11 protein-coding genes are annotated in these 24,628 nt (G+C 62.9%); 7 read left to right on the top strand and 4 right to left on the bottom strand.

The window, feature by feature from the left end; all coding sequences use genetic code 11:
- Nucleotides 1–82: 82 nt before the first annotated feature.
- A complete protein-coding gene (locus ACLBW8_RS02285) occupies nt 83–12,979 on the bottom strand; it encodes a non-ribosomal peptide synthetase (RefSeq protein ID WP_447804465.1) in 12,897 nt (4,298 codons plus the stop codon).
- Between the two features lie 50 nt (nt 12,980–13,029).
- Nucleotides 13,030–13,782 carry a thioesterase II family protein gene (locus ACLBW8_RS02280; protein ID WP_447804464.1) on the bottom strand — a complete coding sequence of 251 codons (753 nt, stop codon included), beginning with the start codon at nt 13,780–13,782 and terminating at the stop codon, nt 13,030–13,032.
- 300 nt (nt 13,783–14,082) lie between these two features.
- On the opposite strand from ACLBW8_RS02280, the gene ACLBW8_RS02275 reads away from it, so the two are divergent.
- Nucleotides 14,083–14,634 (top strand): RNA polymerase factor sigma-70, encoded by a 552-nt coding sequence (locus ACLBW8_RS02275; RefSeq protein ID WP_064453418.1) that lies wholly within the window; start codon nt 14,083–14,085, stop codon nt 14,632–14,634.
- A 38-nt stretch (nt 14,635–14,672) separates the two neighbouring features.
- On the opposite strand, the gene ACLBW8_RS02270 is transcribed toward ACLBW8_RS02275, so the two are convergent.
- Nucleotides 14,673–15,461, bottom strand: coding sequence for a substrate-binding periplasmic protein (locus tag ACLBW8_RS02270; RefSeq protein WP_447804463.1), 789 nt, complete (start codon nt 15,459–15,461; stop codon nt 14,673–14,675).
- A gap of 93 nt (nt 15,462–15,554) precedes the next feature.
- Nucleotides 15,555–16,178: a TetR/AcrR family transcriptional regulator gene (locus ACLBW8_RS02265; RefSeq protein ID WP_128587582.1), complete on the bottom strand. Its 624-nt coding sequence runs from the start codon at nt 16,176–16,178 to the stop codon at nt 15,555–15,557.
- 153 nt (nt 16,179–16,331) lie between these two features.
- On the opposite strand from ACLBW8_RS02265, the gene ACLBW8_RS02260 reads away from it, so the two are divergent.
- From ACLBW8_RS02260 to ACLBW8_RS02235, 6 genes are all read left to right on the top strand, one after another.
- The gene (locus tag ACLBW8_RS02260; protein ID WP_447804462.1) at nt 16,332–18,110 is read left to right on the top strand and encodes an acyclic terpene utilization AtuA family protein; all 1,779 of its coding nucleotides are present in this window, start codon (nt 16,332–16,334) and stop codon (nt 18,108–18,110) included.
- 12 nt (nt 18,111–18,122) lie between these two features.
- Complete coding sequence (locus ACLBW8_RS02255) at nt 18,123–18,995, top strand: SDR family oxidoreductase (RefSeq protein WP_447804461.1); 873 nt, start codon at nt 18,123–18,125, stop codon at nt 18,993–18,995.
- A 3-nt stretch (nt 18,996–18,998) separates the two neighbouring features.
- On the top strand, nt 18,999–20,615 hold the full coding sequence (gene atuC, locus ACLBW8_RS02250) for a geranyl-CoA carboxylase subunit beta (protein WP_447804460.1): 1,617 nt from the start codon (nt 18,999–19,001) through the stop codon (nt 20,613–20,615).
- Between the two features lie 16 nt (nt 20,616–20,631).
- Nucleotides 20,632–21,789, top strand: a complete 1,158-nt coding sequence (gene atuD / locus ACLBW8_RS02245) for a citronellyl-CoA dehydrogenase (protein ID WP_064453424.1) — start codon at nt 20,632–20,634, stop codon at nt 21,787–21,789.
- A complete protein-coding gene (locus ACLBW8_RS02240) occupies nt 21,786–22,553 on the top strand; it encodes an enoyl-CoA hydratase/isomerase family protein (protein WP_262665752.1) in 768 nt (255 codons plus the stop codon). Before atuD ends, ACLBW8_RS02240 begins: the two co-directional genes overlap by 4 nt.
- 111 nt (nt 22,554–22,664) lie before the next feature.
- A complete protein-coding gene (locus ACLBW8_RS02235; protein WP_447804459.1) occupies nt 22,665–24,587 on the top strand; it encodes an acetyl/propionyl/methylcrotonyl-CoA carboxylase subunit alpha in 1,923 nt (640 codons plus the stop codon).
- Nucleotides 24,588–24,628: the final 41 nt, after the last annotated feature.

Raw genomic sequence — 24,628 nt, 5'->3', positions numbered from 1 at the left:
CCGCTCCCACCTTTGACTGTATTCACAGATCAAAATGTGGGAGCGGGCTTGCCTGCGATGAGGCCCTGACAGGCAACGAAGACTAAAGCCCTTCCAACTCCGCCATCAAATCACTCAACCGATCCACCTTCTCGGCACTGATCTCATTCGCCGCCAACCCATCAATGTACTCAGCCAACTCCGCCACCGTGCTGCACTCGAACATCGCCCGTAGCGGCACATCGCGTTGCAGGGTTTTCTGCACGCGGGAGGCAATCTGCGTGGCCAGCAACGAGTGCCCGCCCAGTTCGAAGAAGTTGTCCTGTACCCCCACCCTTTTGACTTTCAGCACCTCGGCCCAAATCGCAGCCAAGGTGGTTTCCAGCGCGTTGCGCGGTGCCAGATAGTCCTGGCTGTGCAACTGGCCGATCTCCAGTTCCGGCAGGGCCTTGCGGTCCAGCTTGCCGTTGGCGTTCAGCGGCAGGCGGTCGAGCCATAGCCAATGCAGCGGCACCATGTATTCCGGCAGCTCGCTGCGCAGGCGTTGCTTGATGCGGTCCAGGCGATCACTCGGGTTCAACGCTTCATCAGCCGCCACCAGATAGCCGACCAAGTGCTTGCCGTTAACGCCTTCCTGCACGCCGACGGCCGCGTCACGTACTTCCGGTTGCTCATGCAGGCGCGCTTCGATTTCACCCAACTCTATGCGATAGCCGCGAATCTTCACCTGATGGTCGATACGCCCCACATACTCCAGCACGCCATCACTGCGCCGACGTGCGAGGTCGCCGGTGCGGTACAGCCGATCGCCGGGCGCACCGAACGGGTTCGGCACAAAGGCTTGCGCTGTGCGCAGCGGGTCGCTGACATAACCTCGGCCGACACCGGTGCCGGCCACGCACAACTCGCCAACGGCGCCCTGTGGCACCAGCTCCAGCGCACCCTCGAGCACGTACAAACGGTTGTTATCCGTGGACGTGCCGATCGGCAGGTAGGTACCACGGGTCGACGCCAGGTCGACGCGGAAGAACGCCACGTCATCCGAACACTCCGCCGGCCCGTAGGCGTTGACCAAACCAATCTCTGGATAGCGCAACAACCATTGGTGCGCCAGCTCAGGCGGCATCGCCTCCCCCGTCGGCAACATCCAGCGCAGGCCGTCCAGGCTCATGCGCTCCTGGGCCAGCATGCCCTGGATCAGTGACGGCACGCTTTCCAGCACGGTAATGCCCTGGGCCTGCACATGCGCCAGCAAACCTTGCGGATCATGGGCAATGGTATTCGGCACGATAGCCACCCGCGCGCCGAACAGCGGCGCCGCCAGGAACTGCCACACCGAAATGTCGAAGCTTTGCGAGGCCGTCTGGGCGATCACATCGGTCTCGCTCAGTTGCAGGTACGGCACCTTGCTCAACTGGTTGTTCAGCATGCCGCGCTGCTCGACCATCACGCCTTTGGGCAAGCCGGTGGAACCCGACGTGTAGATCACGTAGGCAAGGTTGTCGGGGCCGCTGTAGACGCCCGGGTTTTCGCCACGGCCAGGCACGTCTTCCCACACCAGCATCTGGCAGGCCGTGCCCTCCAGCAACTCAATCGCCTGTTCGCGGCATGCCTCGGTGCACACCAGCAATGGCGTACGGCTCAGGTCGATGATGCGACTCAAGCGCGAGCGTGGCAGGCCCGGGTCCAACGGCAAGTAACCGGCACCGGCCTTGAAGCTGCCGATGAGCATGCCCAGCAAGTCGAGATTACGTTCGGCCAGCAATGCCACCGGTTGATCCAGCCCGACGCCCGCAGCGATCAGCGCGTGGCCCAGGCCGTTACTGCGGCGATTCAGCTCGTCATAGGTCCACTGTTGGTCGAGGCAACTGGCGGCGATGCGTTGCGGATGCTGCGCCACCTGCGCTTCGAACAACTCGATGTAACTGCGCTCCAGCGGGTAGTCATGCTCGCTCTGGTTGCAGCCTTGCACCAGGAACTCACGTTCCGGTTCGCCGATCAACGGCAGCTCGGCCATGTCGCCGTGGAAGCCCTGCACCAGCGCCAGCAGCAGGCGTTTGAACTCAGCGAGCATGCCTTGCACGGTGGTTTCGTCGAAATAACGCTGGTCGTAGGACAGGTGCAGACCGAGGTCGTCGCCCGGGTAGCACACCGCCGTCAGCGGAAAGTTGGTGTGGGTGCGACCGGAATCCGAGGTGGCATTCAGGCTTTGCGCATGGTCCAGCACCGAGACTTCCACCGGCGCGTTCTCAAACACAAACAGGCTGTCGAACAGCGGCTGGCCCTTGGGCACTTCGCTGTGCTCCTGGATAGTCACCAACGGCAGGTATTCGTACTCGCGCAGTTGCATGTTGCTGTCGAGCAAGCCGCTCAGCCACTGGCGCACACTGCAACGCTGGTCGTCCTCGGGCAGTTTCACCCGCAGCGCAATGCTGTTGATAAACAGGCCGACGGTACGTTGCATCTCCGGCATTTCCACCGGGCGCCCGGCCACGGTGACGCCGAACAAGACGTCACGATCCCCGCTCACGCGGCGCAGCACCAACGCCCATGCCGCTTGGGCGAAGGTGTTGACGGTCAGTTGATGGGCCTGCGCCAGTTCACGCAGTTGCGCACCGTCACGGGCATCGAGGCGCGTGTAACAGTCGCCCACCACCATTCCACCGCTGTGACCCGCATGCTCACGCAGGAACGGCCGGTCGCTGGGGATCGGCGTAGTGCGCTCGAAGCCTCGCAGGTTCTGCTGCCACCACTGGCGCGCTTCGGCAAGGTTCTGGCGTTGCAGCCAGGCGATGTAGTCGCGGTAGCGCGGCGGCGTGGCCAGTTGCGCATCGCGGCCTTCGCCGAGGGCCATGTAGATCTCGAAGAAGTCATTCATCAGCAGCGAACGACACCAGGCATCGATCAGGATGTGGTGGTTGCTCATCATGAACCAGTAGCGCGCTTCGCCGACGCGGATCAGGCGCAGGTGGAACGGCGCCTGGTTGAGCAGATCAAAACCGGCTTCGCGCTCCTGCTTGAGCAGGGCTTGCAGACGCGGTTCCTGTTCGCTTTCTGGGTCAGCGCGCCAGTCCAGATATTCAATCGGCGTACTGCCCGGTTTATGGATCACTTGCAGCATGTCTTCGCCGACGTTCCAGCAGAACGACGCACGCAAGGCTTCATGCCGCGCGATCACTGCCTGCCAGGCCTGCGCAAAACGCTCGGGGTCCAGCGCGCTGTTGATGCGGTAGCGGTCCTGCATGTAATAGAGGCCGGTGCCCGGCTCCAGCAGGGTGTGCAGCAGCAAGCCTTCCTGCATCGGGGTCAGCGGGTACACGTCTTCGATGGCGCTGGCCGGAACCGGTAAGGCGTCGAGTTGGGATTGGTTCAACTGCGCCAGTGGGAAGTCGGATGGCGTGAGGCCACCGGCCTCGTCGTTGAGGCAGTGTGCGATCAGGCTGTGCAATTCGCAGAGGTAGGCATCGGCCAATGCGCGAATGGTCTGCTGATCGTGGCATTCACGGCTGAAGGTCCAGCACAGTACCAGTTCACCGCCATAGACTTGGCTGTCGACGCTCAACGCATTGGGCAACGTGGCATCCGGGTCATGGGCCAGGCCCGCCGATTCATCCAGCGGGTGGAACAGCGCATCGGCGCCGAAGCCCTGATCAAACTGGCCGAGATAGTTGAAGGTGATGTCGGCGCCTGGCAGTGCGGCCAGGGTCTGCTTGCACAGGTCATCCGCCAGGTAGCGCAGCACGCCATAACCCAAACCTTTGTGCGGCACGCCGCGCAGTTGCTCCTTGATGGCCTTGATCGAGTCTCCCGGCCCGCCTTGCGGCGTCAGGCGCAGTGGATAAGCGCTGGTGAACCAGCCGACGCTGCGGGTCAGGTCGATGTCATCGAACAAGGGTTCGCGGCCATGGCCTTCCAGCTGGATCAAGGCCGAATCGTGGCCGCTCCAGCGGCACAGCACGCGAGCCAGGGCCGTCAGCAACAGGTCATTGACCTGGGTGCGGTAGGCGCTCGGCGCCTGTTGCAACAACTGACGGGTGTGTTCGGCATCCAGGCGCACGCTGACGGCGTCGGCATCGCGATGACGCAGCGAACCCTGTGGCCGATCCATCGGCAAGGCCACGTTCGGCCCGGCCAACTGGCCTTGCCATACGCTCAGCTCTTCGCGCAAAGATTCGCTGCTCGCATAGGCCTGCAAGCGCGCGGCCCAATCGCGCAACGCGCTGGTCTTGGCGGGCAGGCTGACGGATTGGCCGGTGCTCAGTTGGCGGTAAACCGTTTGCAGGTCCTCAAGCAACACGCGCCACGACACGCCGTCCACCACCAGGTGATGGACCGCGATCAGCAGGCGTTGCTGACCTTGCGGCCCGTCCACCAGCAAAGCGCGCAGCAGCGGGCCGTGCTCGAGGTCAAGGCTGCGTTGGGTGTCGGTGAACAGCGCGGTGCATTGCTGCATATCACGCACTTGCGCCTGCATCAGCACGCCGCCTTGCGGGACGGCCAGATGCTCGGCATGCCATTGAGCGTCGCGCGGGGTGAAGCTCAGGCGCAGGGCATCGTGATGTTCCAGCACCGCCAGCAACGCTTGCTCCAGGCGATGGGGCTCCAGCAGTTGCAGCGGTTTAAGCACCAACGCCTGGTTCCAGTGCTGACGATTCGGGACATCGGTATCGAAGAACCAATGCTGGATCGGCGTAAGGCCAGAGCTGCCAGTGAGCACACCTTGTTCAGCCGTGACCAGCTCGGAGCGGGTCGCAACGGCCGCCAGGGTTTGCACGGTCTGGTGCTGGAACAGGTCGCGAGGGCTGAAATGAATCCCGGCCTGTCGCGCACGGCTGACGACCTGGATCGACAGGATCGAGTCGCCGCCCAGCTCAAAGAAGTTATCGTGCAAGCCGACTTGCTGCACGTTCAGCACGGCGCACCAGATTGCCACCAGGGTTTGCTCGCGCTCGTTGCGCGGCGCGACGTACTGTTGGCGGTTGGCTTCGGGGTCCGGTTGCGGCAAGGCGCGGCGGTCGAGCTTGCCGTTGGCGGTCAGCGGCATGCTGTCCAACACGATCAGGTGCGCGGGCACCATGTAGTCCGGCAGTTGCGCCTTGAGGTGCGCCTTCAGCCCTTCACGCAATGTGCCGTGGCCTGCATCGCTGACCAAATAGGCCACCAACTGCTTGCCACTGGGCGAATCCAGCGCCAGCACCACCGCTTCGCGCACGGCTGCGTGTTCCAGCAGACGGGTTTCGATTTCGCCCAGCTCGATGCGGAAACCGCGAATTTTCACTTGATGGTCGATCCGGCCCAGGTATTCCACCAGGCCGTCGGCGCGTTGGCGCACCAGGTCGCCGGTGCGGTACAGACGGCCGCCATTCCCACTAAACGGGTCGGCGACAAAACGCTCGGCCGTCATGCCCGCACGCTCGTGATAGCCTTGGGCCAAACCGGCTCCGCCGACATACAACTCGCCGGTCGCACCTTGCGGTACCAGGGCCAGGTCGGCGTCGAGAATGCAGGCCACGCGGGCGCCGATGATGCTGCCGATGGGCACGCTGGCAGCGCCCTCCTCCAGGCACTCCGGCGCCAGACTGGCCAGCGGCATCACCACGGTTTCGGTCGGGCCATAGGCGTTGAAAAACACCTCCGGCTGGAAGGCTGCGCGGATACGCTGCAAGTGCTCGCCGGTCAGCGCTTCGCCACCGGTGATGCACATGCGCACCGGCAACGTCTGGTGCTGGGTGGCCAGCCATTGCGCCAACTGGCTGCCGTAGCTCGGGGTAAAACCAAGCACATTAATGCGATGGGTGCGGATCAGCGCGCAAATTTCTTCGGCATCCCACTGGCCCTGGGCGCGCAACACCACCTGCGCACCGCTGAGCAACGGCACCAGCAAACGTTCGGTGGCGGCGTCGAAATTGATCGAATAGAAGTGCAGCTCGCAGTCGTCCGGGCGCATGCCGAAGCGCTCGATCACGGCCTGGCAATGCATGGCGATTTCACCGTGGGAGACCACCACGCCTTTGGGCTTGCCGGTGGAGCCGGAGGTGTAGATCAGGTACGCCTGGTGTTGCGCCAGGCTGATAAACGGCAGCGCGTCGGCCGGATAATTGGCCAGCACCGGCAGGTCATCTTCCAGGCACCAGCAAGCCACGGTCGCCGGCAATTCGCCGAGGGCCTCGAACATGGCCGCATCACTGAGCAGCAGGCCGATGCCGCTGTCTTCGATCATGTAGTGCAGGCGGTCCAGCGGGTATTCCGGGTCCAGCGGCACATAGGCACCGCCCGCCTTGAGGATCGCCAACAGGCCGATGACCATTTCCAGGGAGCGCGGCAGCGCCAGGCCCACGCGCACCTGCGGGCCGACGCCACGCTCGCGCAGCATCCACGCGAGGCGATTGGCGCGGGTGTCCAGTTCGCGGTAACTGAGGGTTTCCCCGGCGAAGGTCAAGGCAGCGGCATCGGGACGGGCTGCTGCCTGTTGGCTGAACAGTGAATGCAGGCACTGGTCGAGGCGATGCACGCCGGGCTCGACGCCCAGGCTGTCGTGCAATGCGCGCTGCTCGACGGCAGTCAGCAACGGCAGTTCGCTGAGGCGCTGTTCGGGGCTTGCGATCAACGCCTCCAGGAGGTTGCGCCAATGTTCAGCCATGCGCGCAATGCGCGGTTCGTCGAACAGGTCGGTGCTGTAGGTCAGGCAGCAACCCAGGCGATGGTCGAGGTCGGTGACTTCCAGGTTGAGGTCGAACTTGGTCGCACGCGCATCGTTGGCCAGGTACTCGACGGTCATGCCGGCCAGTTGGCGGCTTTGCTGGAACTCCCAGCGCTGCACGTTGCACATCACCTGGAACAGTGGGTTGTACGCCGCGCTGCGCGGAGGTTGCAGGGCTTCCACCAGATGGTCGAACGGCAGGTCCTGATGGGACTGGCCTTCGATCACGGTGTGGCGCACGTGCTCGAACAACTCGCCAACCTGCATCTGCCCATTGAGCTGGCAACGCAGCACTTGGGTGTTGAGGAACGCACCGATCAACCCTTCGCTTTCCGGCCGAATGCGGTTGGCCACGGGCGCACCGATGCGCAGGTCGGTCTGGCCGCTGTAGCGGTAGAGCAACACCGCCAAGGTGGCGGTCATGGTCATGAACAGGGTCAGGCCACGCTCGGCATTAAAGGCACGCACGCGAGCGGCCAGATCGTCGCTCAGGTCGAAGCGGTACAACTCGCCCTGATGGCTTTGCACCGGTGGCCGTGGGCGGTCGCCGGGCAGTTCGAGCAATGGATGCTCGTGACCCAGTTGTGCGGTCCAGTAGTCGAGTTGACGCTGGCGCTCACCCGACTCCAGCCACTGGCGCTGCCACACGCTGTAGTCGAGGTATTGCACCGGCAGCGGCGCCAGTGGTGAGTCGCGCTCGTCGATAAAGGCTTCGTACAACGCGCTGAGTTCACGGGCAAAGATGTCCATGGCCCAGCCTTCGGTGACGATGTGGTGCAGGGTCAGCACCAGGTAGTGCTCTTGCTCCCCGGCTTTGACCAGGCATGCGCGCAGCAGCGGCCCGGTTTCCAGGTTGAATGGCGTGTGGGCTTCCTGATCGGCCAGATGTTGCAGACGCTGCTGGCGCTCGGTGTCATGCAGCGCCGAAAGATCCTGCCAGTCCATGCGCAAGCCGGTTTGCGGCGCGACCTTCTGATAAGCCACCCCGTCGATGCTCGGAAAAGTGGTGCGCAGGGTTTCGTGGCGCATGATCAGCGCTTGCAACGCCGCCTCAAAACGCCCCACATCGAGCACGCCACACAGGCGGGCCATGCCGCCGACGTTGTAGGCCGGGCTATCCGGCTCCATCTGCCAGAGGAACCACATACGCTGCTGGGAATAGGACAGCGGCACAGGCTGGCGGCGGTCGACCTTGGCGATGGCGGTTTGCTGGTTGCGCTGACCCGAGGCCTGGATAAGGCCGACTTGCTCGGCAAATGCGCCCAGCTCACTGGCTTCGAACAAGGTGCGCAACGGCAACTCGACGTCGCAGGCCTGGCGGGTGCGGGAGATGATTTGCGTGGCCAGCAACGAGTGGCCGCCGAGGGCGAAGAAGTCGTCGTGCAGCCCGATACGTGGCAAGCCAAGCACTTCGCGCCATATGGCTGCAATCTGCTGCTGCAACGGGGTTTGCGGCTCAACGTGTTCGCGGGTCTGCCACACCGGCTCGGGCAACGCGCGGCGGTCGAGTTTGCCGCTGGGGCTCAAAGGCATGGCGTCCAGGCGCATCAACAGCGCAGGCACCATGTACTCCGGCAGCTCAGCCGCGAGGGCCGTTTTTACGGCCGGCTCGCCCAACTCGGCATGGGCGGTGTAATAGCCGATCAACTGTGCGTCACGCACCAGCACCACCGCTTGGGCGATGCCGTCCAGCGCCAACATACGGGCTTCGATTTCTTGCGGTTCAACACGGAAACCACGCAACTTGACCTGCTGATCCAGGCGACCGAGGTATTCGAGCATGCCATCGGCGCTCCAGCGCACACGGTCACCGGTGCGATACAGGCGTGCGCCCGCCTCGCCCAATGGGTCGGCAACAAAACGCTCTGCGGTGAGCCCGGCACGGCCAAGATAACCGCGCGCCAGGCCAATGCCGCCAATGCACAGTTCGCCGGGCACACCGGCCGGTAACGGGTTGAGCTGCTCGTCCAGCACGCGGCAGATCACATTGCCCAGCGGCCGGCCAATCGGCGAACGCTCGCCATCTTCCGTGCGGCAATGCCAGTGGGTGACGTTGATCGCGGTTTCAGTCGGGCCATAGCGGTTGTGCAGTTGCACCGCCGGCAACGTCGCCAATACGCGATTACGCAACTCGGCGGGCAAGGCTTCGCCGCCGGAGAACACCCGACGCAGGCTGGTGCACTCGGCCACCAATGGTTCATCGATAAACAGCTGCAACAGCGGCGGCACGAAGTGCAGCGTGGTCACGCCATGCGCTTGCACCAGCTGCGCGATGCGGTGCGGATCGCGATGCTCGCCTGGCCCCGCCAGCACCAGACGGCAACCGGCAATCAGCGGCCAGAAGCATTCCCACACCGACACGTCGAAACTGATCGGCGCCTTTTGCAGCAGCACATCGGTGTCGTTCAGTTGATAGGTGGCCTGCATCCACTGCAAGCGTTCAGCCAGGGCTGCATGGGTGTTGCCCACACCTTTGGGTTGGCCGGTCGAACCGGAGGTATAAATCACGTAGGCGAGGTTGTCGCCATTGAGGGGCAGGCCCGGTGCCTGGGTGGGCCAGCTGTCGAGGTGCAGGCTGTCCATGGCGATCACGCTCACGCCCTCGGTCGCTGGCAGTAGCGCCAGCAGTGAGGTTTGGGTCAGCAGCAGATGCACGCCACTGTCCTGGAGCATGTAGGCCAGGCGGTCAGCGGGGTAATCCGGGTCCAGTGGCACATAGGCGCCACCGGCCTTGATGATTGCAAGCAGGCCGATCAGCAGTTGCGGTGAACGCTCGGCGGCGATGGCCACGCACACATCCGGGCCGACGCCTTTGTCACGCAGGTAGTGGGCCAGGCGGTTAGCCTGGGTGTGCAGTTGGGCGAAGGACAGGCTGGCGCCCTGCCAAACCAACGCGGTGTTATCCGAGGCCTGGCGGTCGAGCAATTCGGGTAACCAGCGTTGTGCCGGGGTGCACGGGGCTTCACTCCACAGCAGCGCTTGGTCTTTTTGCATCAGCATCAGGTCGCCGATGGCCTGCTCGGGTTGTTCGCACACGGCTTGCAGCAGGTTGATGAAGTGCTCGGCGAGGCTTTGGATCGTGTGGGGCTCGAACAGCTCGTCGGCGTAGTCGAATGACAGGCTCAACCGCCCATTACGGTCTTCTTCACTGTGCAGTTGCAGGTCGAACTTGGCTTCGCGGCTGTGCCACGGCAATTCATCGGCGAGCATGCCCGGCAGGCGGCGCAAGGCACTCAGGTCACGCTGCTGGTGGTTGAACATGACCTGGAACAAGCCTTGTTCACGGGCTTGCGGGAAGGCTTCCAGGAGCTGTTCGAACGGCAGGTCCTGATGGGCCTGGGCCCCCAAAGCGGCCTGGCGTGTTGCCGCCAACAGTTGGTTGAACGGCAGGCGCCCGTCCAGCTCGGCGCGCAGTACCAAGGTGTTGATGAAAAAGCCGATCAGGCCCTGAGTTTCCTGGCGCGGACGGTTGGCACTCGGCACACCGATGCGGATATCGCGCTGACCGCTGTAGCGATAGAGCAAACTTTGGAACGCCGCCAGCAACAGCATGAACGGGGTGGATTCATTGGCTTGGGCGGTCTGGCGAATCGCTGCGCTGAGGCTTGCCTCCAGGCGCACGCTGTGGCGCGAGGCGCTATGACGCTGCTGCGCCGACCGTGGATGATCGGTGGCCAGGCTCAGGGTCGGATGCTCCTCGCCCAGTTGCGCTTGCCAATACGCCAGTTGGCGCTGGCCTTCACCCTCGGCCAGCCATTGGCGCTGCCAACTGCCGTAGTCAGCGTAGTGCAGGGCCAGTGGCGGCAACGCCAGGGTTTGGCCTTGAATCGCGGCGGCGTACAGGCGCGAGAATTCGTCGATCAGGATATTCAGCGACCAACCGTCGGCGATGATGTGGTGCAGCGTCACCAACAGTTGGTGGTCCTCATCGTCCAGGCGCACGAGGGTCACCCGCAGCAGCGGGCCCTTTTCCAGGTCGAACGAGGTGCACGCGGCGTCTTCGCGGAGCTGTTGCGCACGGGCTTCACGTTCGGCGGCGGGCACGTCGCCGAGGTCAATGACGTGCAGGTCGAACGCTACATTTGCATCCACACGCTGGAAGGCTTGGCCATCGTGTTCATAGAAGCGTGTACGCAAGGCTTCGTGGCGCTGAATCAATTGCTCGAAGCTGGCGCGCACGGCGTCTTCGTCCAAGGCTCCGCGTAAACGCAGGGCGCCGGGAATGGTGTAGGCGCTGCTCTGCGGGTCGAGTTGCCAGGTGATCCACAGGCGGTTTTGCGCCAGCGATTGCGGCAGGGCTTCGCGGCGTGACAGGGCATTGATCGCACCTTGGGCGACGCCGCCGTCTTGCTGCAATTGCGCGACATTCGCGGCAAAGGTCGCCAGGGTCGGCGCTTCGAACAGCATGCGCAGGTTCAGCTCCAGCCCCAGGGTTTCGCGCAGGCGCGCAACTACTTGGGTGGCGGTGATGGAGTTGCCGCCAAGCAGGAAGAAATGATCATCGCCCGTCACAGTTGCGACGTGCAACTGCTCGCACCAGATCGCCGCGATCCGGTTTTGCAGTGCGGATTCCAACGCCGCGTCACTCGCCTGCATGTGCAGGCCCGGAAACTGCGCGTAGCTGTCGAGGCTGCCATCGGCGTGACGAATGGCACACGCCGAACGCTGCACCTTGCCGCTGGACGTCTTCGGCAAGGCGCCAGGGTTGAGCAACACCACCACGCTCGGGGCTTGTTGATAAGCCTCGGCCACCGCTTGGCGGATCGCCTTGATCAGTGCTTCGGGCGGCAGGATTTTCTGCACGCTGCGGCTGATTTCTGCAGCAATGCCGATGCCTTCCAGGCCCTGGTCATTTACCGCAAACGCGGCGACGCGGCCCTTGCGCACCACTTCCACTTCGCGCTCGATGGTCTGTTCGATGTCCTGGGGGTACAGGTTGTGCCCGCGCACGATCAGCAGGTCTTTCAGGCGGCCGGTGATGTACACCTCACCGTCGCGAATAAAACCCAGGTCACCGGTGCGCAGCCAGGTGCGGCCAGCGTGTTGCACGAATGTCTTGGCGGTGGCTTCGGGGTTGCGCCAGTAGCCATGGGCGATGCTCGGGCCGGTGGCCCACAGCTCGCCGACCGTGTTATCGGACAGTTCACTCAGCGTATGGGGATCGGCGATCAGCACTGCGTGTTCCGGCTGGCTGGTGCCGCAGCTCATGATTGCACTGCCCTGCCCAGGCTCGGCGCGGTTGGCGGCGAGGGCCTGTTCGTCCAGGCGCAAGGCCGGGATGCCACGGCCACGGGAGCCGCCAGCGACAAACAGGGTCGCCTCGGCCAGCCCGTAGGAGGCGAAGAAGTTGTTCGGAGTGAAACCGCAGGCCGCAAACTTCTCGGCGAAGCGTTCCAGGGTGTCGAGGCGGATCGGTTCGGAACCCGAATACGCTACGCGCCATGCGCTCAGGTCCAAACGTTGCAGGGCAGATTCGCTGACCCGCTCACTGCACAGGCGATAGGCGAAATCCGGACCGCCGCTGATGGTGCCGCCGTATTCGCTGATTGCCTCCAGCCAGCGCAACGGCCGACCGAGGAAGTACGCCGGCGACATCAACACACACGGCACGCCGCTGAAAATAGGTTGCAACAAGCCGCCGATCAGGCCCATGTCGTGGTACAGCGGCAGCCAGCTGACGATCACGTCATCCGGGTTGAGGTCGATGCCGAAACCGCGACGGATCAGCACTTCGTTGGCCACCAGGTTGCCGTGGCTGACTTGTACGCCCTTGGGCAGCGCGGTGGAGCCCGACGTGTATTGCAGGAAGGCGATGTGGTCGGCGTGCAGCTCGGGTTCGATCCAGCGATCGGCAATCAGGGTGTCCAGGGTATCGACGCTCAGCACCGGCGGCGCGTTCTCGATCTGCGCCAGGCCATCGCCCAGGCTGGCGATGGTCAGCAGCAGGCGTGGCTCAGCATCGGCGATGATCGACAGCAAGCGCTCCTGGTGATGGCGACGCGTGGACTCCGGCGGATAGGCCGGCACCGCAATCACCCCGGCATACAGGCAACCAAAAAACGCCGCCACGTAGTCCGGGCCGCTGGGGAACAACAGCACCGCGCGATCACCCAACGCCGCGTTGGCCTGCAAGGCGGCGGCGATGGTGCGGGCGCGTTGGTCCAGGTCGCGGTAGCTGAGCACAACGTTGTGCTCGGCCGACTCGGCAAGAAAGCGCAGGGCCACTTGGTCCGGGGTCTGCGCGGCGCGGCGTTGAAGGGACTGGACCAATGTGCGTGGAAGTTCGAAGGCGTCCATCATGGGGTTCCTGCCTGAAATCGGCTTACGGGAAATCGGGAAATAGGGTGCTTTCAGCTGGCAGCCCGCGGCCGCGCCGCGCCATTGCGCCAGCGGGCCAGGTGTTCCTCGGCGTAGCGCCGCAGGCAACGCAGCACGGCGCTTTCGTGCTGCACGAGAAAGAAGTGGTGGCCGTCGAACATGTCGAGGGAAAAGCCGCTGGCGGCGTCTGCCTGCCAGTCGAGCAACTGGTCGACGCGCACGCTGTCTTGCTTGCCGCCGAACACATGGATCGGCATGCCCAGCGGCGCGCGCTGGCCGTAGGTGAAGCTGCCGCACAACAGGAAGTCGGCGCGCAGGATCGGCAGCATCAATTGCATCAGCTCGGGGTTGGCCAGGGCTTCTTCGGCGGTGCCCTGCAATTCGCGCAGGCGGGCAATCAGTTGCTCATCCGACTTTTCGATGGCGTACTCGCTGACATCACGGCGTGCCGGGCCGGCGGTGCCGGAGGCAAACAACGCGAGCGGTGCGGGCACGCCACGTTCACGCAGGGCGTGGGCCAGCTCGAACGCCAACAGGCCGCCAAGGCTGTGGCCGAACAAGGCATACGGGGCATTCAGGTCACGACTGATTTCATCGGCCAGCTGCGCAGCCAGGGCTTTGATGTCGCGCTGCAACGGCTCATCCATGCGCATGCCGCGCCCTGGCAACTCCAGCGGGCACACCTGCAACCAATCAGGCAACGCCCGGCGCCAACGCGCATACACCATGGCACTGGCCCCCGAATAAGGCAGGCAAAACAGGCGCAGTCGAGTCGAGACACTCATCGAATGAGGGCTCCAGACTTGAACACGCTGTATGCACGATAGAAACCCATGTCGTCCTCCTGCGGGCGCTGATCCTTGGCCGTTTGTTAACGGACCTGTCACCCATGAGAACGGACGGAGCGGGCAAATAATTAGTCGGTGGGGAGGAGCGAGACGGGGTTCACACCTTCAAGAACCGCGCAAGATTAGTTCGTCTTCTCATTTGACAATCATTATCATTAAGAATAATTTGTTGCACGATGTGCAGGAGGCCCCAGCACGGACGCCCTCCCCTACCTCTTTTGCGACAAGGTGATTTCCATGACGGAACAAGTATCCACAGGCAGGTGCGACTCACCCCTTCTGCAGGCGTTTGTCGACAATCGACTGATTCTGGTGAAGATCGCTGCACGTATTACCGGCTGCCGCTCGCGTGCCGAAGACGTTGTGCAAGACGCCTACTTCCGCCTGCAATCGGCGCCGACGATCACCTCATCGTTCAAGGCGCAATTGAGCTATCTGTTCCAGATCGTGCGTAACCTGGCAATTGACCACTACCGTAAGCAGGCCCTGGAGCTCAAATACTCGGGGACGGAAGAGGAAGGCTTGAATGTGGTGATTCACGGCGCTTCACCGGAAACCTCCCACATCAACTTCAATACACTGGAAAACATCGCTTGCGCCCTGACGGAGCTGCCACAGCGCACCCGCTACGCGTTCGAGATGTACCGGCTGCACGGCGTGCCGCAAAAGGATATCGCCAAGGAACTGGGCGTATCGCCAACCTTGGTGAACTTCATGATTCGTGATGCGCTGGTGCATTGCCGCAAGGTGTCGGGCAGCCACAGCGATACGTTTGCACGGCGGATTTGAAAACGGTGCCATTCCACCGTTTGATCTCTGTGCTGACTTCAGCGCACCGCGGTTACTTCAATACGATACGGCTCGAAGATCTTCAACATCTCCCCACTGTCGCGCAGCCGCTTGAGCAGCCCGGCAAACGCCGCGCCGGTAATCGGCGCCTTCGGCCGCACTAACGCATAGTGGTGATACACCTGGTCGATGCGCTCCGAGACCAGGAACTGCCCGGCCATGTCTGCATTGCGCACCATGAAATCACTCAAATACGAGCGTGTGACCAGCGCAATATCGGCCCGCCCGCGCGCAACCATCAGCAGGTTGCTGTCATGGGAATAGGTCAACGTGGCGTTGAAGTGTTCGGCCATGTACTTGGGGTCGGGGTTGAAGTTGGCGAAGGCGTAGTGATAACCGCTGAACACCGCCAGCCGCTTGCCGGCGAGGTCGGCGAAATAGCTTTGGTCGCGACCTGGCTGACGCTCGGCGACGAAGATTTCCGCATCTTCCAGGCCCATGTCGACGCTGGTATGGGGAATGTCCTGCCAGCCCCAGCTGGGGTTTTCAAAGATCGCCATGTCGACCCGGCCTTGTTCGAAATCTCGGAAGCGCCGTGGGATGGACGTAGGCACCAGCACAAACTGGTAGTCGGTTTGTGAGGCGTTCAGGGCTTCCACCAGTTGCGGCAGCAGACCGGTGTCGGCACCTTGCTCAGGCCGTACCGTATAGGGCGGAAAATGCGCGGCGCCAATCCTCACCAATTGCCCAGCCGAAGCCGGCACCCACCACGCGGTGCCCAATGCCCATAGAGTTAGTCCTGCAGCCAGCCGCCATGGCGAAAACATTGAGGCACGCACCGTTCAACACGTTGATGGCAATAAGCTAGGCGTTTTTGTCAGGTGAGACAACTTTCCACCGAAAAATTAATAGCTTGCGCCTCAATCGGCCTTCAGAACCATCAACAGCGCTTCTTCGGCCAGTTGCTCGAGTGTGAGGCTGCCTTCGGCGCGGAACCACGTGGTGGTCCAGGACAAGGCGCCGGTCAGAAAGCGCCGGGCGATAAACACATCGCCCTTGATGTAACCGGCGGCCTTGGCCTCGCCCAGCACCTGCAGCCATATCTCTTCGTACACATCACGTAGCGCCAGCACCTGGGCCTGGCCGTCGGCCGACAGCGAACGCCATTCGTAGACCAGCACTGCCATGGCTTCGCCGCTGCCGCCCATGATTGACTGCAATTCGCAGCGAATCAGCGCCAAAACACGTTCACGCACCGTGCTCGCTTCCTCAAGCGAGGCGCGCATCATCGCGGTGTTGTAATGGATGGTTTCCTCCATTACCGCCCGCAGGATCTCGTCCTTGCTCTTGAAATGATGAAAGATGCTGCCGGACTGAATGCCCACCGCACTGGCCAGGTCACGCACCGTGGTGCGCTCAAAGCCCTTGTTGCGAAACAGGTGAGCCGCGGTTTGCAGCAACTTGCCCCGTGCACTGTCAGGGTCGGTCAAATGACCGCCGTCGACCATGGTGCGCATCACCCGCAGGGCTTTTTGCTCATCCATGCTGCTCTCCTTCATTTCTACTGACGTCTTGGGCGGCAATTTAGGCCGTGGCCGCCACCCAAGCAAGCGCTTGGGCAAAACTTGTGAGCGGAGTTTACAAACCAAGCGCTTGCTTGGTAGTCTCGACGCCAGCCATTCGAGGAAGGATTTCTCATGAGCAAGACGGTTCGTATCGGCTGTGCCAGCGCCTTCTGGGGCGATACCTGCACCGCCGCCGCCCAGTTGGTGCACGGCGGCACGCTGGATTACCTGGTCTTCGACTACTTGGCGGAAGTCACGATGTCGATCCTTGCCGGCGCACGAATGAAAGATCCCCAGGCCGGCTACGCCACCGATTTCGTCGAGGTGCTCACGCCGCTGCTGGGCGATCTCCAGCGCCAGGGCATCCGCGTGATCAGTAATGCCGGCGGCATAAACCCCCAGGCTTGCGCCGCCGCACTGCAAGCAGCCTGTGACAAGGCCAACATTGCGCTGAAAATCGCCGTCCTGCTGGGCGACGATTTGCAACCCAGACTGAAACAACTGCCGGGCATTACCGATATGTTCAACGGCGCGCCGCTGCCGCCGATGTGCGTTTCCGCCAACGCCTACCTCGGTGCGCCAGGCATTGCCAAAGCCCTGGAGCTGGGCGCCGATATCGTCATCACCGGCCGCGTGGTCGACAGCGCCGTGGTCAGCGCGGCGCTGGTGCATGAATTCAACTGGTCATGGCAGGACTATGACCGCCTGGCACAGGCTGCACTGGCGGGGCACATCATCGAATGCGGCGCGCAGTGCACCGGCGGCAACTTCACCGACTGGCGCGACGTGCCGGACTACGAGCAGATCGGTTTTCCGATCATTGAGGTCAGCGCCGATGGCCAATTCACCGTCAATAAGGTCGACGGCAGCGGCGGGCTGATCAGCGAACTCAGCGTGGCCGAACAGCTGTTGTATGAAATAGGCGACCCGCGCGCCTACCTGCTGCCTGATGTGATCTGCGATTTCAGCCAGGTGAAACTGCAACAGCAAGGCAAACACCAAGTACGCCTGCACGGCGCCAAGGGCTTGCCACCTACCGACCAATACAAGGTCAGCGCCACCTACCCCGACGGGTTCCGCTGCACCGCCAGTTGCCTGATCGCCGGGATCGACGCAGTGGCCAAGGCCGAGCGGGTCAGCCAGGCAATCATCAATAAAACGTCGGCACTGTTCAGCCAACGTGGCTGGGCGCCCTACACCGAGGTCAACATCGAATTGCTCGGCAGCGAAGCCACCTACGGCGCCCATGCCCAGCGTCACGACTGCCGCGAAGTGGTGGTGAAACTGGCGGTGCGGCACCCGAGCAAACAGGCGCTGGTGCTGTTCGCCCGCGAGATTGCCCAGGCAGCCACCGGCATGGCGCCGGGGTTGACCGGGATCGTCGGTGGGCGACCAACGGTGTACCCGCTGATTCGGCTGTTTTCATTCCTTATCGATAAATCATCCTGTGAGCCGGTGATTGAGTTCCAGGGCCAGCGCCATGCCATTGAGCTGCCCGTGACTGCCCACCTGCTCCCACCGACCGCTGCCGTCGAGCCGCCCAAGCCCCAAGGCCGTGCGGATGCCAGCGTGCCGCTGGTGAAACTCGCCGTGGCGCGCTCCGGTGACAAGGGCAACCACAGCAATATCGGCGTCATCGCCCGCCACCCCGACTACCTGCCGTGGATCGCCGAAGCGTTGACCCCGGAAGTGATCGTCGACTGGATGAACCACGTGCTCGACCCGCTGCACGGCCGCGTCGAACGCTGGTACTTGCCCGGCAGCCACAGCCTGAATTTCCTGCTGGAAAACGCCTTGGGCGGTGGCGGCATCGCCAGCCTGCGCATCGACCCCCAAGGCAAAGCCTTCGCCCAGCAACTGCTGGAAATCCCCGTTGCCGTGCCGCAACACATCGCCGATCAACTTACCTAAAGGACTGTCGCCGTGGCCTTCGATTCGATCTTCAAAGCCGACCTGTTCCAGGGGCAAACCATAATTGTTACCGGCGGCGGCAGCGGCATCGGCCGCTGCACCGCCCATGAACTCGCCGCCCTTGGCGCCCGGGTCATCCTGGTGGGACGCAAGCCGGAAAAGCTTTCGAAGGTGGCGGCCGAAATTGCCGAAGACGGCGGCACCGCCCATTGGCAAGCTTGCGATATTCGCGAGGAAGACGCGGTGAAAGCGCTGGTGACGCAGCTCATTGATGACCATGGCCCGATCCATGGCCTGATGAATAACGCCGGCGGTCAATACCCGTCGCCACTGGCCTCGATCAACCAAAAGGGCTTTGAAACCGTACTGCGCACCAACCTGGTCGGCGGTTTCCTGATGGCGCGGGAAGTGTTCAACCAGTCCATGAGCAAGCACGGTGGATCGATCGTCAACATGCTCGCCGACATGTGGGGCGGCATGCCCGGCATGGGTCACTCCGGCGCGGCGCGGTCGGGCATGGACAACTTCACCAAGACCGCCGCCTTTGAATGGGGCTATGCCGGCGTGCGGGTCAACGCCGTGGCGCCGGGTTGGATTGCCTCCAGCGGCATGGACACCTACGACGGCGCGTTCAAGGCGGTGATCCCGACCCTGCGCGAACACGTGCCGCTCAAGCGTATCGGCACCGAATCGGAAGTCAGCGCGGCCATTGTGTTTCTGCTCAGTCCCGCCGCGGCGTTCATCAGCGGCAGCACCCTGCGCATCGATGGCGCCGCCAGCCTGGGCAGCCGGGCCTGGCCGCTGCCCAAGGCGCAACCACCGAACGAACCCTTCAATGGTTTCCACCGCGCCTACCTGCCGGATGTGCTCAAGGCGGAGCAATAACCTATGCCGCTCATTGAAACGCAGATCGACAGCCACAGCCCACAGTTCGCGCAAAACCGCGAAGCCATGTTGGCGGCCATCGCGCAATTGCGCCAACTGGAACACAACCTGCTGAGCAAGGCGCAGGAAGCCAAGCCCAAGTTCGACAAACGCGGCCAACTGCTGCCCCGCGAACGGCTCAACCTGCTGCTGGACCCCGGCGCGCCGTTCCTGGAATTGGCCAGCCTGGCCGGTTACAAACTCCACGACGACAAAGACGGCAGCGCGGCCGGCGGCGGCTTGATCGCCGGCATCGGCTACGTCAGCGGCGTGCGCATGCTGGTGGTGGCCAATAACAGCGCGATCAAGGGCGGCACCATTTCCCCCTCCGGCCTGAAAAAGTCCCTGCGCCTGCAACAGATCGCCATGGAAAACAAACTGCCAGTGGTGACCCTCGCCGAAAGCGGCGGTGCCAACCTCAACTATGCGGCCGAGATTTTCGTCGAAGGCGCACGCAGCTTCGCCAACCAGGCGCGCATGTCGGCCATGGGGTTGCCGCAGATCACCGTGGTGCACGGCTCGGCCACGGCGGGCGGCGCGTATCAGCCGGGGCTGTCGGATTACGTGGTGGTGGTGCGCGGCAAGGCCAAACTGTTCCTTGCCGGCCCGCCGCTGCTCAAAGCGGCGACCGGCGAAGTGGCGACGGACGAGGAACTGGGTGGCGCCGAGATGCACGCGCAAACCGCCGGCACCGCCGAATACCTGGCGGAAAACGATGCCGATGGCGTGCGCATCGTGCGCGAAATCGTCAGCCTGTTGCCATGGGATGATCGCCTGGCGCTTGCACCAAAACGGCCTTATACCGAACCGCTGCACCCCATCGAAGAGCTCTTGGGGCTGGTCCCTGACGACCCGAAAAAACCCTATGACGTGCGCGAAATCCTCGCGCGCCTGGCGGACGGTTCCAACTTCCTCGAATTTAAGGGCGAGTTCGATGCCCACACGGTCTGCGGCCATTTGCACATCCAGGGCCGCGCTGTCGGCGTGATCGGCAATAACGGCCCCATCACGCCCAAGGGTGCAAGCAAGGCCGCACAATTTATCCAGCTGTGCGACCAGAGCCGCACGCCGCTGCTATTCCTGCACAACACCACGGGTTTCATGGTGGGCACTGAGTCGGAGCAACAAGGCGTGATCAAGCACGGCGCGAAAATGATCCAGGCCGTGGCGAATGCCCGCGTGCCTAAACTGACCGTGGTGGTTGGCGGCTCCTACGGCGCCGGCAACTACGCGATGTGCGGCCGAGGCCTGGACCCACGGTTTATCTTCGCCTGGCCCAACAGCCGCACGGCGGTTATGGGCGGCGCGCAGGCAGGCAAAGTGCTGCGCATCGTCACCGAGGCCAAGCAACTCAAAGACGGTTTGGTGCCCGACCCCAGGGTGCTGGATATGCTGGAACAGGTCACCGCGCAGAAGCTCGACAGCCAGTCCACTGCACTCTATGGCAGCGCCAACCTGTGGGACGACGGGCTGATTGACCCACGGGATACCCGCACCCTGCTGGGGTTTGTGCTGGACATCTGCCATGAGGCCGAGGTGCGGCAGTTGCAGCCCAACAGCTTCGGTGTGGCGCGTTTCTAACAGGAGAACAAGAACAATGATCTTTACCCAGGAACATCAGGAACTGCGCCGCACCGTCCGCGCCTTCGTCGACCGCGAGATCAACCCGCACGTGGATGAATGGGAAAAAGCCGGACGTTTCCCCATCCACGAGATCTTCCGCAAGGCTGGCGACCTCGGCTTGCTGGGTATTTCCAAGCCGGAAAAATTCGGTGGCATGGGCCTGGACTACAGCTACTCCATCGTTGCTGCCGAAGAATTCGGCACCATTCGTTGCGGCGGCATCCCCATGTCCATCGGCGTGCAGACCGACATGTGCACCCCCGCCCTCGCCCGCTTCGGCTCCGATGAATTGCGCGACGAATTCCTGCGCCCGGCCATCAGCGGCGAGCAAGTGGGCTGCATCGGCGTCTCGGAAACCGGCGCCGGCTCCGACGTGGCCGGGCTGAAAACCCATGCGCGCAAAGACGGCGACGACTACGTGATCAACGGCAGCAAAATGTGGATCACCAACTCGCCCAGCGCCGACTTTATCTGCTTGCTGGCTAACACCTCCGACGACAAGCCGCACATCAACAAGTCGCTGATCATGGTGCCCATGAACACGCCGGGTATCAGCGTCAGCCCGCCCCTGGAAAAGCTCGGCATGCACAGCTCCGAAACCGCCCAAGTGTTCTTTGATGGCGTGCGCGTACCCCAGCGCAACCGCATCGGCCACGAAGGCGCGGGGTTCATGATGCAAATGCTGCAGTTCCAGGAAGAACGCCTGTTTGGCGCGGCCAACATGATCAAGGGCCTGGAATACTGCATCGACAGCACCATCGACTACTGCAAGGAACGCCAGACCTTCGGCAAGGCACTGATCGATAACCAGGTCATTCATTTTCGCCTGGCCGAATTGGCCACCGAAATCGAATGCCTGCGCGCGCTCGTCTACCAGGCCACCGAGCAATACATCAAAGGCCAGGACGTGACCCGCCTGGCGTCGATGGCCAAGCTCAAGGCCGGGCGCCTGGGCCGCGAAGTCAGCGACAGCTGCCTGCAATACTGGGGCGGCATGGGCTTTATGTGGGACAACCCGGTAGCCCGCGCCTATCGCGACGTGCGCCTGGTGTCGATTGGCGGCGGCGCCGACGAAATCATGCTGGGCATCATCTGCAAACTGATGGGCACCCTGCCCGGGAAAAAATCATGAACACCCTGCTGCTCGAACCGCATAACGGCGTGCTGCACATCACCCTCAACCGCCCCGCCAATCGCAATGCCATGAGCCTGGAAATGGTTAATGAGCTGCGTGCGGTACTGGCGCAATTGGACAGCCAGGTGCGTGCGCTGGTGATCAGCGGTGCGGGTGGGCACTTCTGTGCAGGGGCGGATGTGAAGGACATGGTCACCGCAGGCGGCAAGGCGCAGTTGCAGGCGCTGAACCGCGCGTTCGGCACCTTGCTGCAGGAGGTGGAAGCGGTGCCGCAAGTGGTGATCGTGGTACTGCAAGGTGCGGTGCTCGGCGGTGGGTTTGGGCTGGCCTGTGTCAGTGATATTGCGCTTGCCGACCATCAGGCGCAGTTCGGCTTGCCGGAGACCAGCCTGGGCTTGTTGCCGGCGCAGATCGCGCCCTTTGTGGTCAAACGTATCGGCCTGACCCAGGCGCGACGGCTGGCGCTGACGGCGGCGCGGTTTGACGGGGTTGAAGCCCATCGGTTGGGGGTGGTGCATTTTGTGGAGAACGACCCTCAGGCGTTGGCAGAACGCTTGGACGATGTATTGGGGCAAGTGCTGCGGTGCGCGCCGGGGGCGAATGGCCGAACCAAAGCCCTGCTGCTCGCCAGCGCAGAGCAACCAATCGGACCGCTACTGGATCAGGCCGCACAGTGGTTTGCCGAGGCGGTGACGGGTGTAGAAGGAATAGAGGGGACCCAGGCTTTTGTGCAGAAGCGTAAACCGGGGTGGTGCAAATGACGCCTTCGCAGGCAAGCCAGCCCCCACATTTTGCAACGCATTCCCCCTGTGGGAGCGGGCTTGCCCGCGATGAGGCCCGAGCACATACCCCATACGCCAAGGGATAATCCAATGCCCGCATTCAGCAAAATCCTGATCGCCAACCGCGGTGAAATCGCCTGCCGTATCCAGCGCACCGCCCATGCCCTGGGTTACCGCACAGTCGCCGTCTACAGTGACGCCGATACCCAGGCCCTGCACGTTCAAATGGCTGATGAAGCCGTTAATATTGGCCCCGCTCCGGTCAATCAGTCTTACCTGAACATCCCGGCCATCCTTGAGGCTGCCCGCAAAACCGGCGCCGACGCCGTGCATCCCGGCTACGGCTTCCTCTCCGAAAACGCCCAATTCGCCAACGCCTGCATAGACGCGGGGCTGACCTTTATTGGCCCAAGCGTTGAGGCCATCGAACTGATGGGCAGCAAACGTCTGTCCAAACTCGCCATGCTCGACGCCGGCGTCCCCTGCATCGCCGGCTACCAGGGCCACCGACAAGACGACGCCACCTTGCAGCAGGAAGCCAACCGCATCGGCTACCCGCTGATGATCAAAGCCAGCGCCGGCGGTGGCGGGCGCGGCATGCGCCTGGTGCACGACAGCACCCAACTGCTCGACCAACTGCGCACCGCACGCTCTGAATCCCTGAACGCCTTCGGCAGCGACGAACTGATCCTCGAACACGCCCTGATCGAACCGCGCCATGTTGAAATCCAACTGTTCGGCGACAGCCATGGCAACCTCATCTACTTGGGCGAACGCGACTGCTCGATTCAGCGCCGCCATCAGAAAGTCATTGAAGAAGCGCCCTGCCCTGTGATGACACCCCAGCTGCGCCAGGCCATGGGTGAAGCGGCGCTGAAGGCCGGGCGCGCCGTCAATTACGTGGGGGCCGGCACCGTGGAGTTCCTGCTCGACCGCAACGGCCGCTTCTTTTTCCTGGAAATGAACACCCGCCTGCAAGTGGAGCACCCGGTCACCGAATGGATCACTGGCCTGGACCTGGTGGACTGGCAACTGAAAGTCGCTGCCGGTGAACCGCTGCCCTTGAAACAGGCTGAGGTGACCCTGACCGGCCATGCGATGGAAGTACGCCTGTACGCCGAGGACCCCGCCCAGGGCTTTCTGCCGCAAACCGGCAATGTGCTGCGTTGGGAACCCGCCGCCGGTGTGCGAATTGACCATGGCGTACTGGAAGGCCAACGCATCAGCCCGTTTTATGACGCGATGCTGGGCAAAATCATCGCCCATGGGGCCACTCGCGAAGAAGCCCGACGCAAACTGCTGCGAGCGGTGGAGGACACTGTGCTGCTGGGGCTGACGACCAATCAGCAACTGCTGGTGGACCTGCTCAGGCAACCCGACTTCATCGCAGGCGATTTCAGCACCGGTTTTATCGCCGAGCACTTCAATGAAATTAACCGCCCGCCGGCGACGAACGAACAGGTCGCCCTGGCGGCCGCGCTGTTTTATCAATCCAACGCCAATGCCCACCGTCAGGGTTTATCGGGATGGCGCAACAATGCCAGTGTGCCTTGGACCTATCGCCTGGACATCAACGATGACGTCCGCGATGTCGCCGTCAGCGTGCTGGAGAACCATCGTCTGCACGCCAACGGCATCGACATCAGCCACCTGAGCACCGACGGCCGCTGGGCCACCCTGATGATCAACGGCGTTCGCCGTCGCATCGCCTATCACCTCGACGACACCCAGCTCTGGCTGCCCGGCTTGAAGGTCATTAACCGCACTCAACAAGTCGCCAGCCGTCAGGCAGACGCCAGTACCGGCATCGTCAAGGCGCCAATGGACGGCGCGATTGTCGACATACGCGTAAGCGTCGGTGAGACCGTCACCAAAGGCCAACTGCTGTTGGTGCTGGAAGCCATGAAAATGGAGCACCCACTGACCGCCGGCATCGCCGGTGTCATCAAAGGTATGCAGGTGGTTGCGGGTGACCAGGTGCGTAATCGCCAGGTTCTGCTGGAGATTGAGTAAGGCGCGGGTTGCATGAAAAAACAGCGCGGAACTACACAGTC

This window comes from Pseudomonas sp. M5A4_2d, assembly GCF_053345295.1.
The sequence above is the reverse complement of the archived record's forward strand: the minus strand, read 5'-3'. Positions and strand labels throughout refer to the sequence as shown.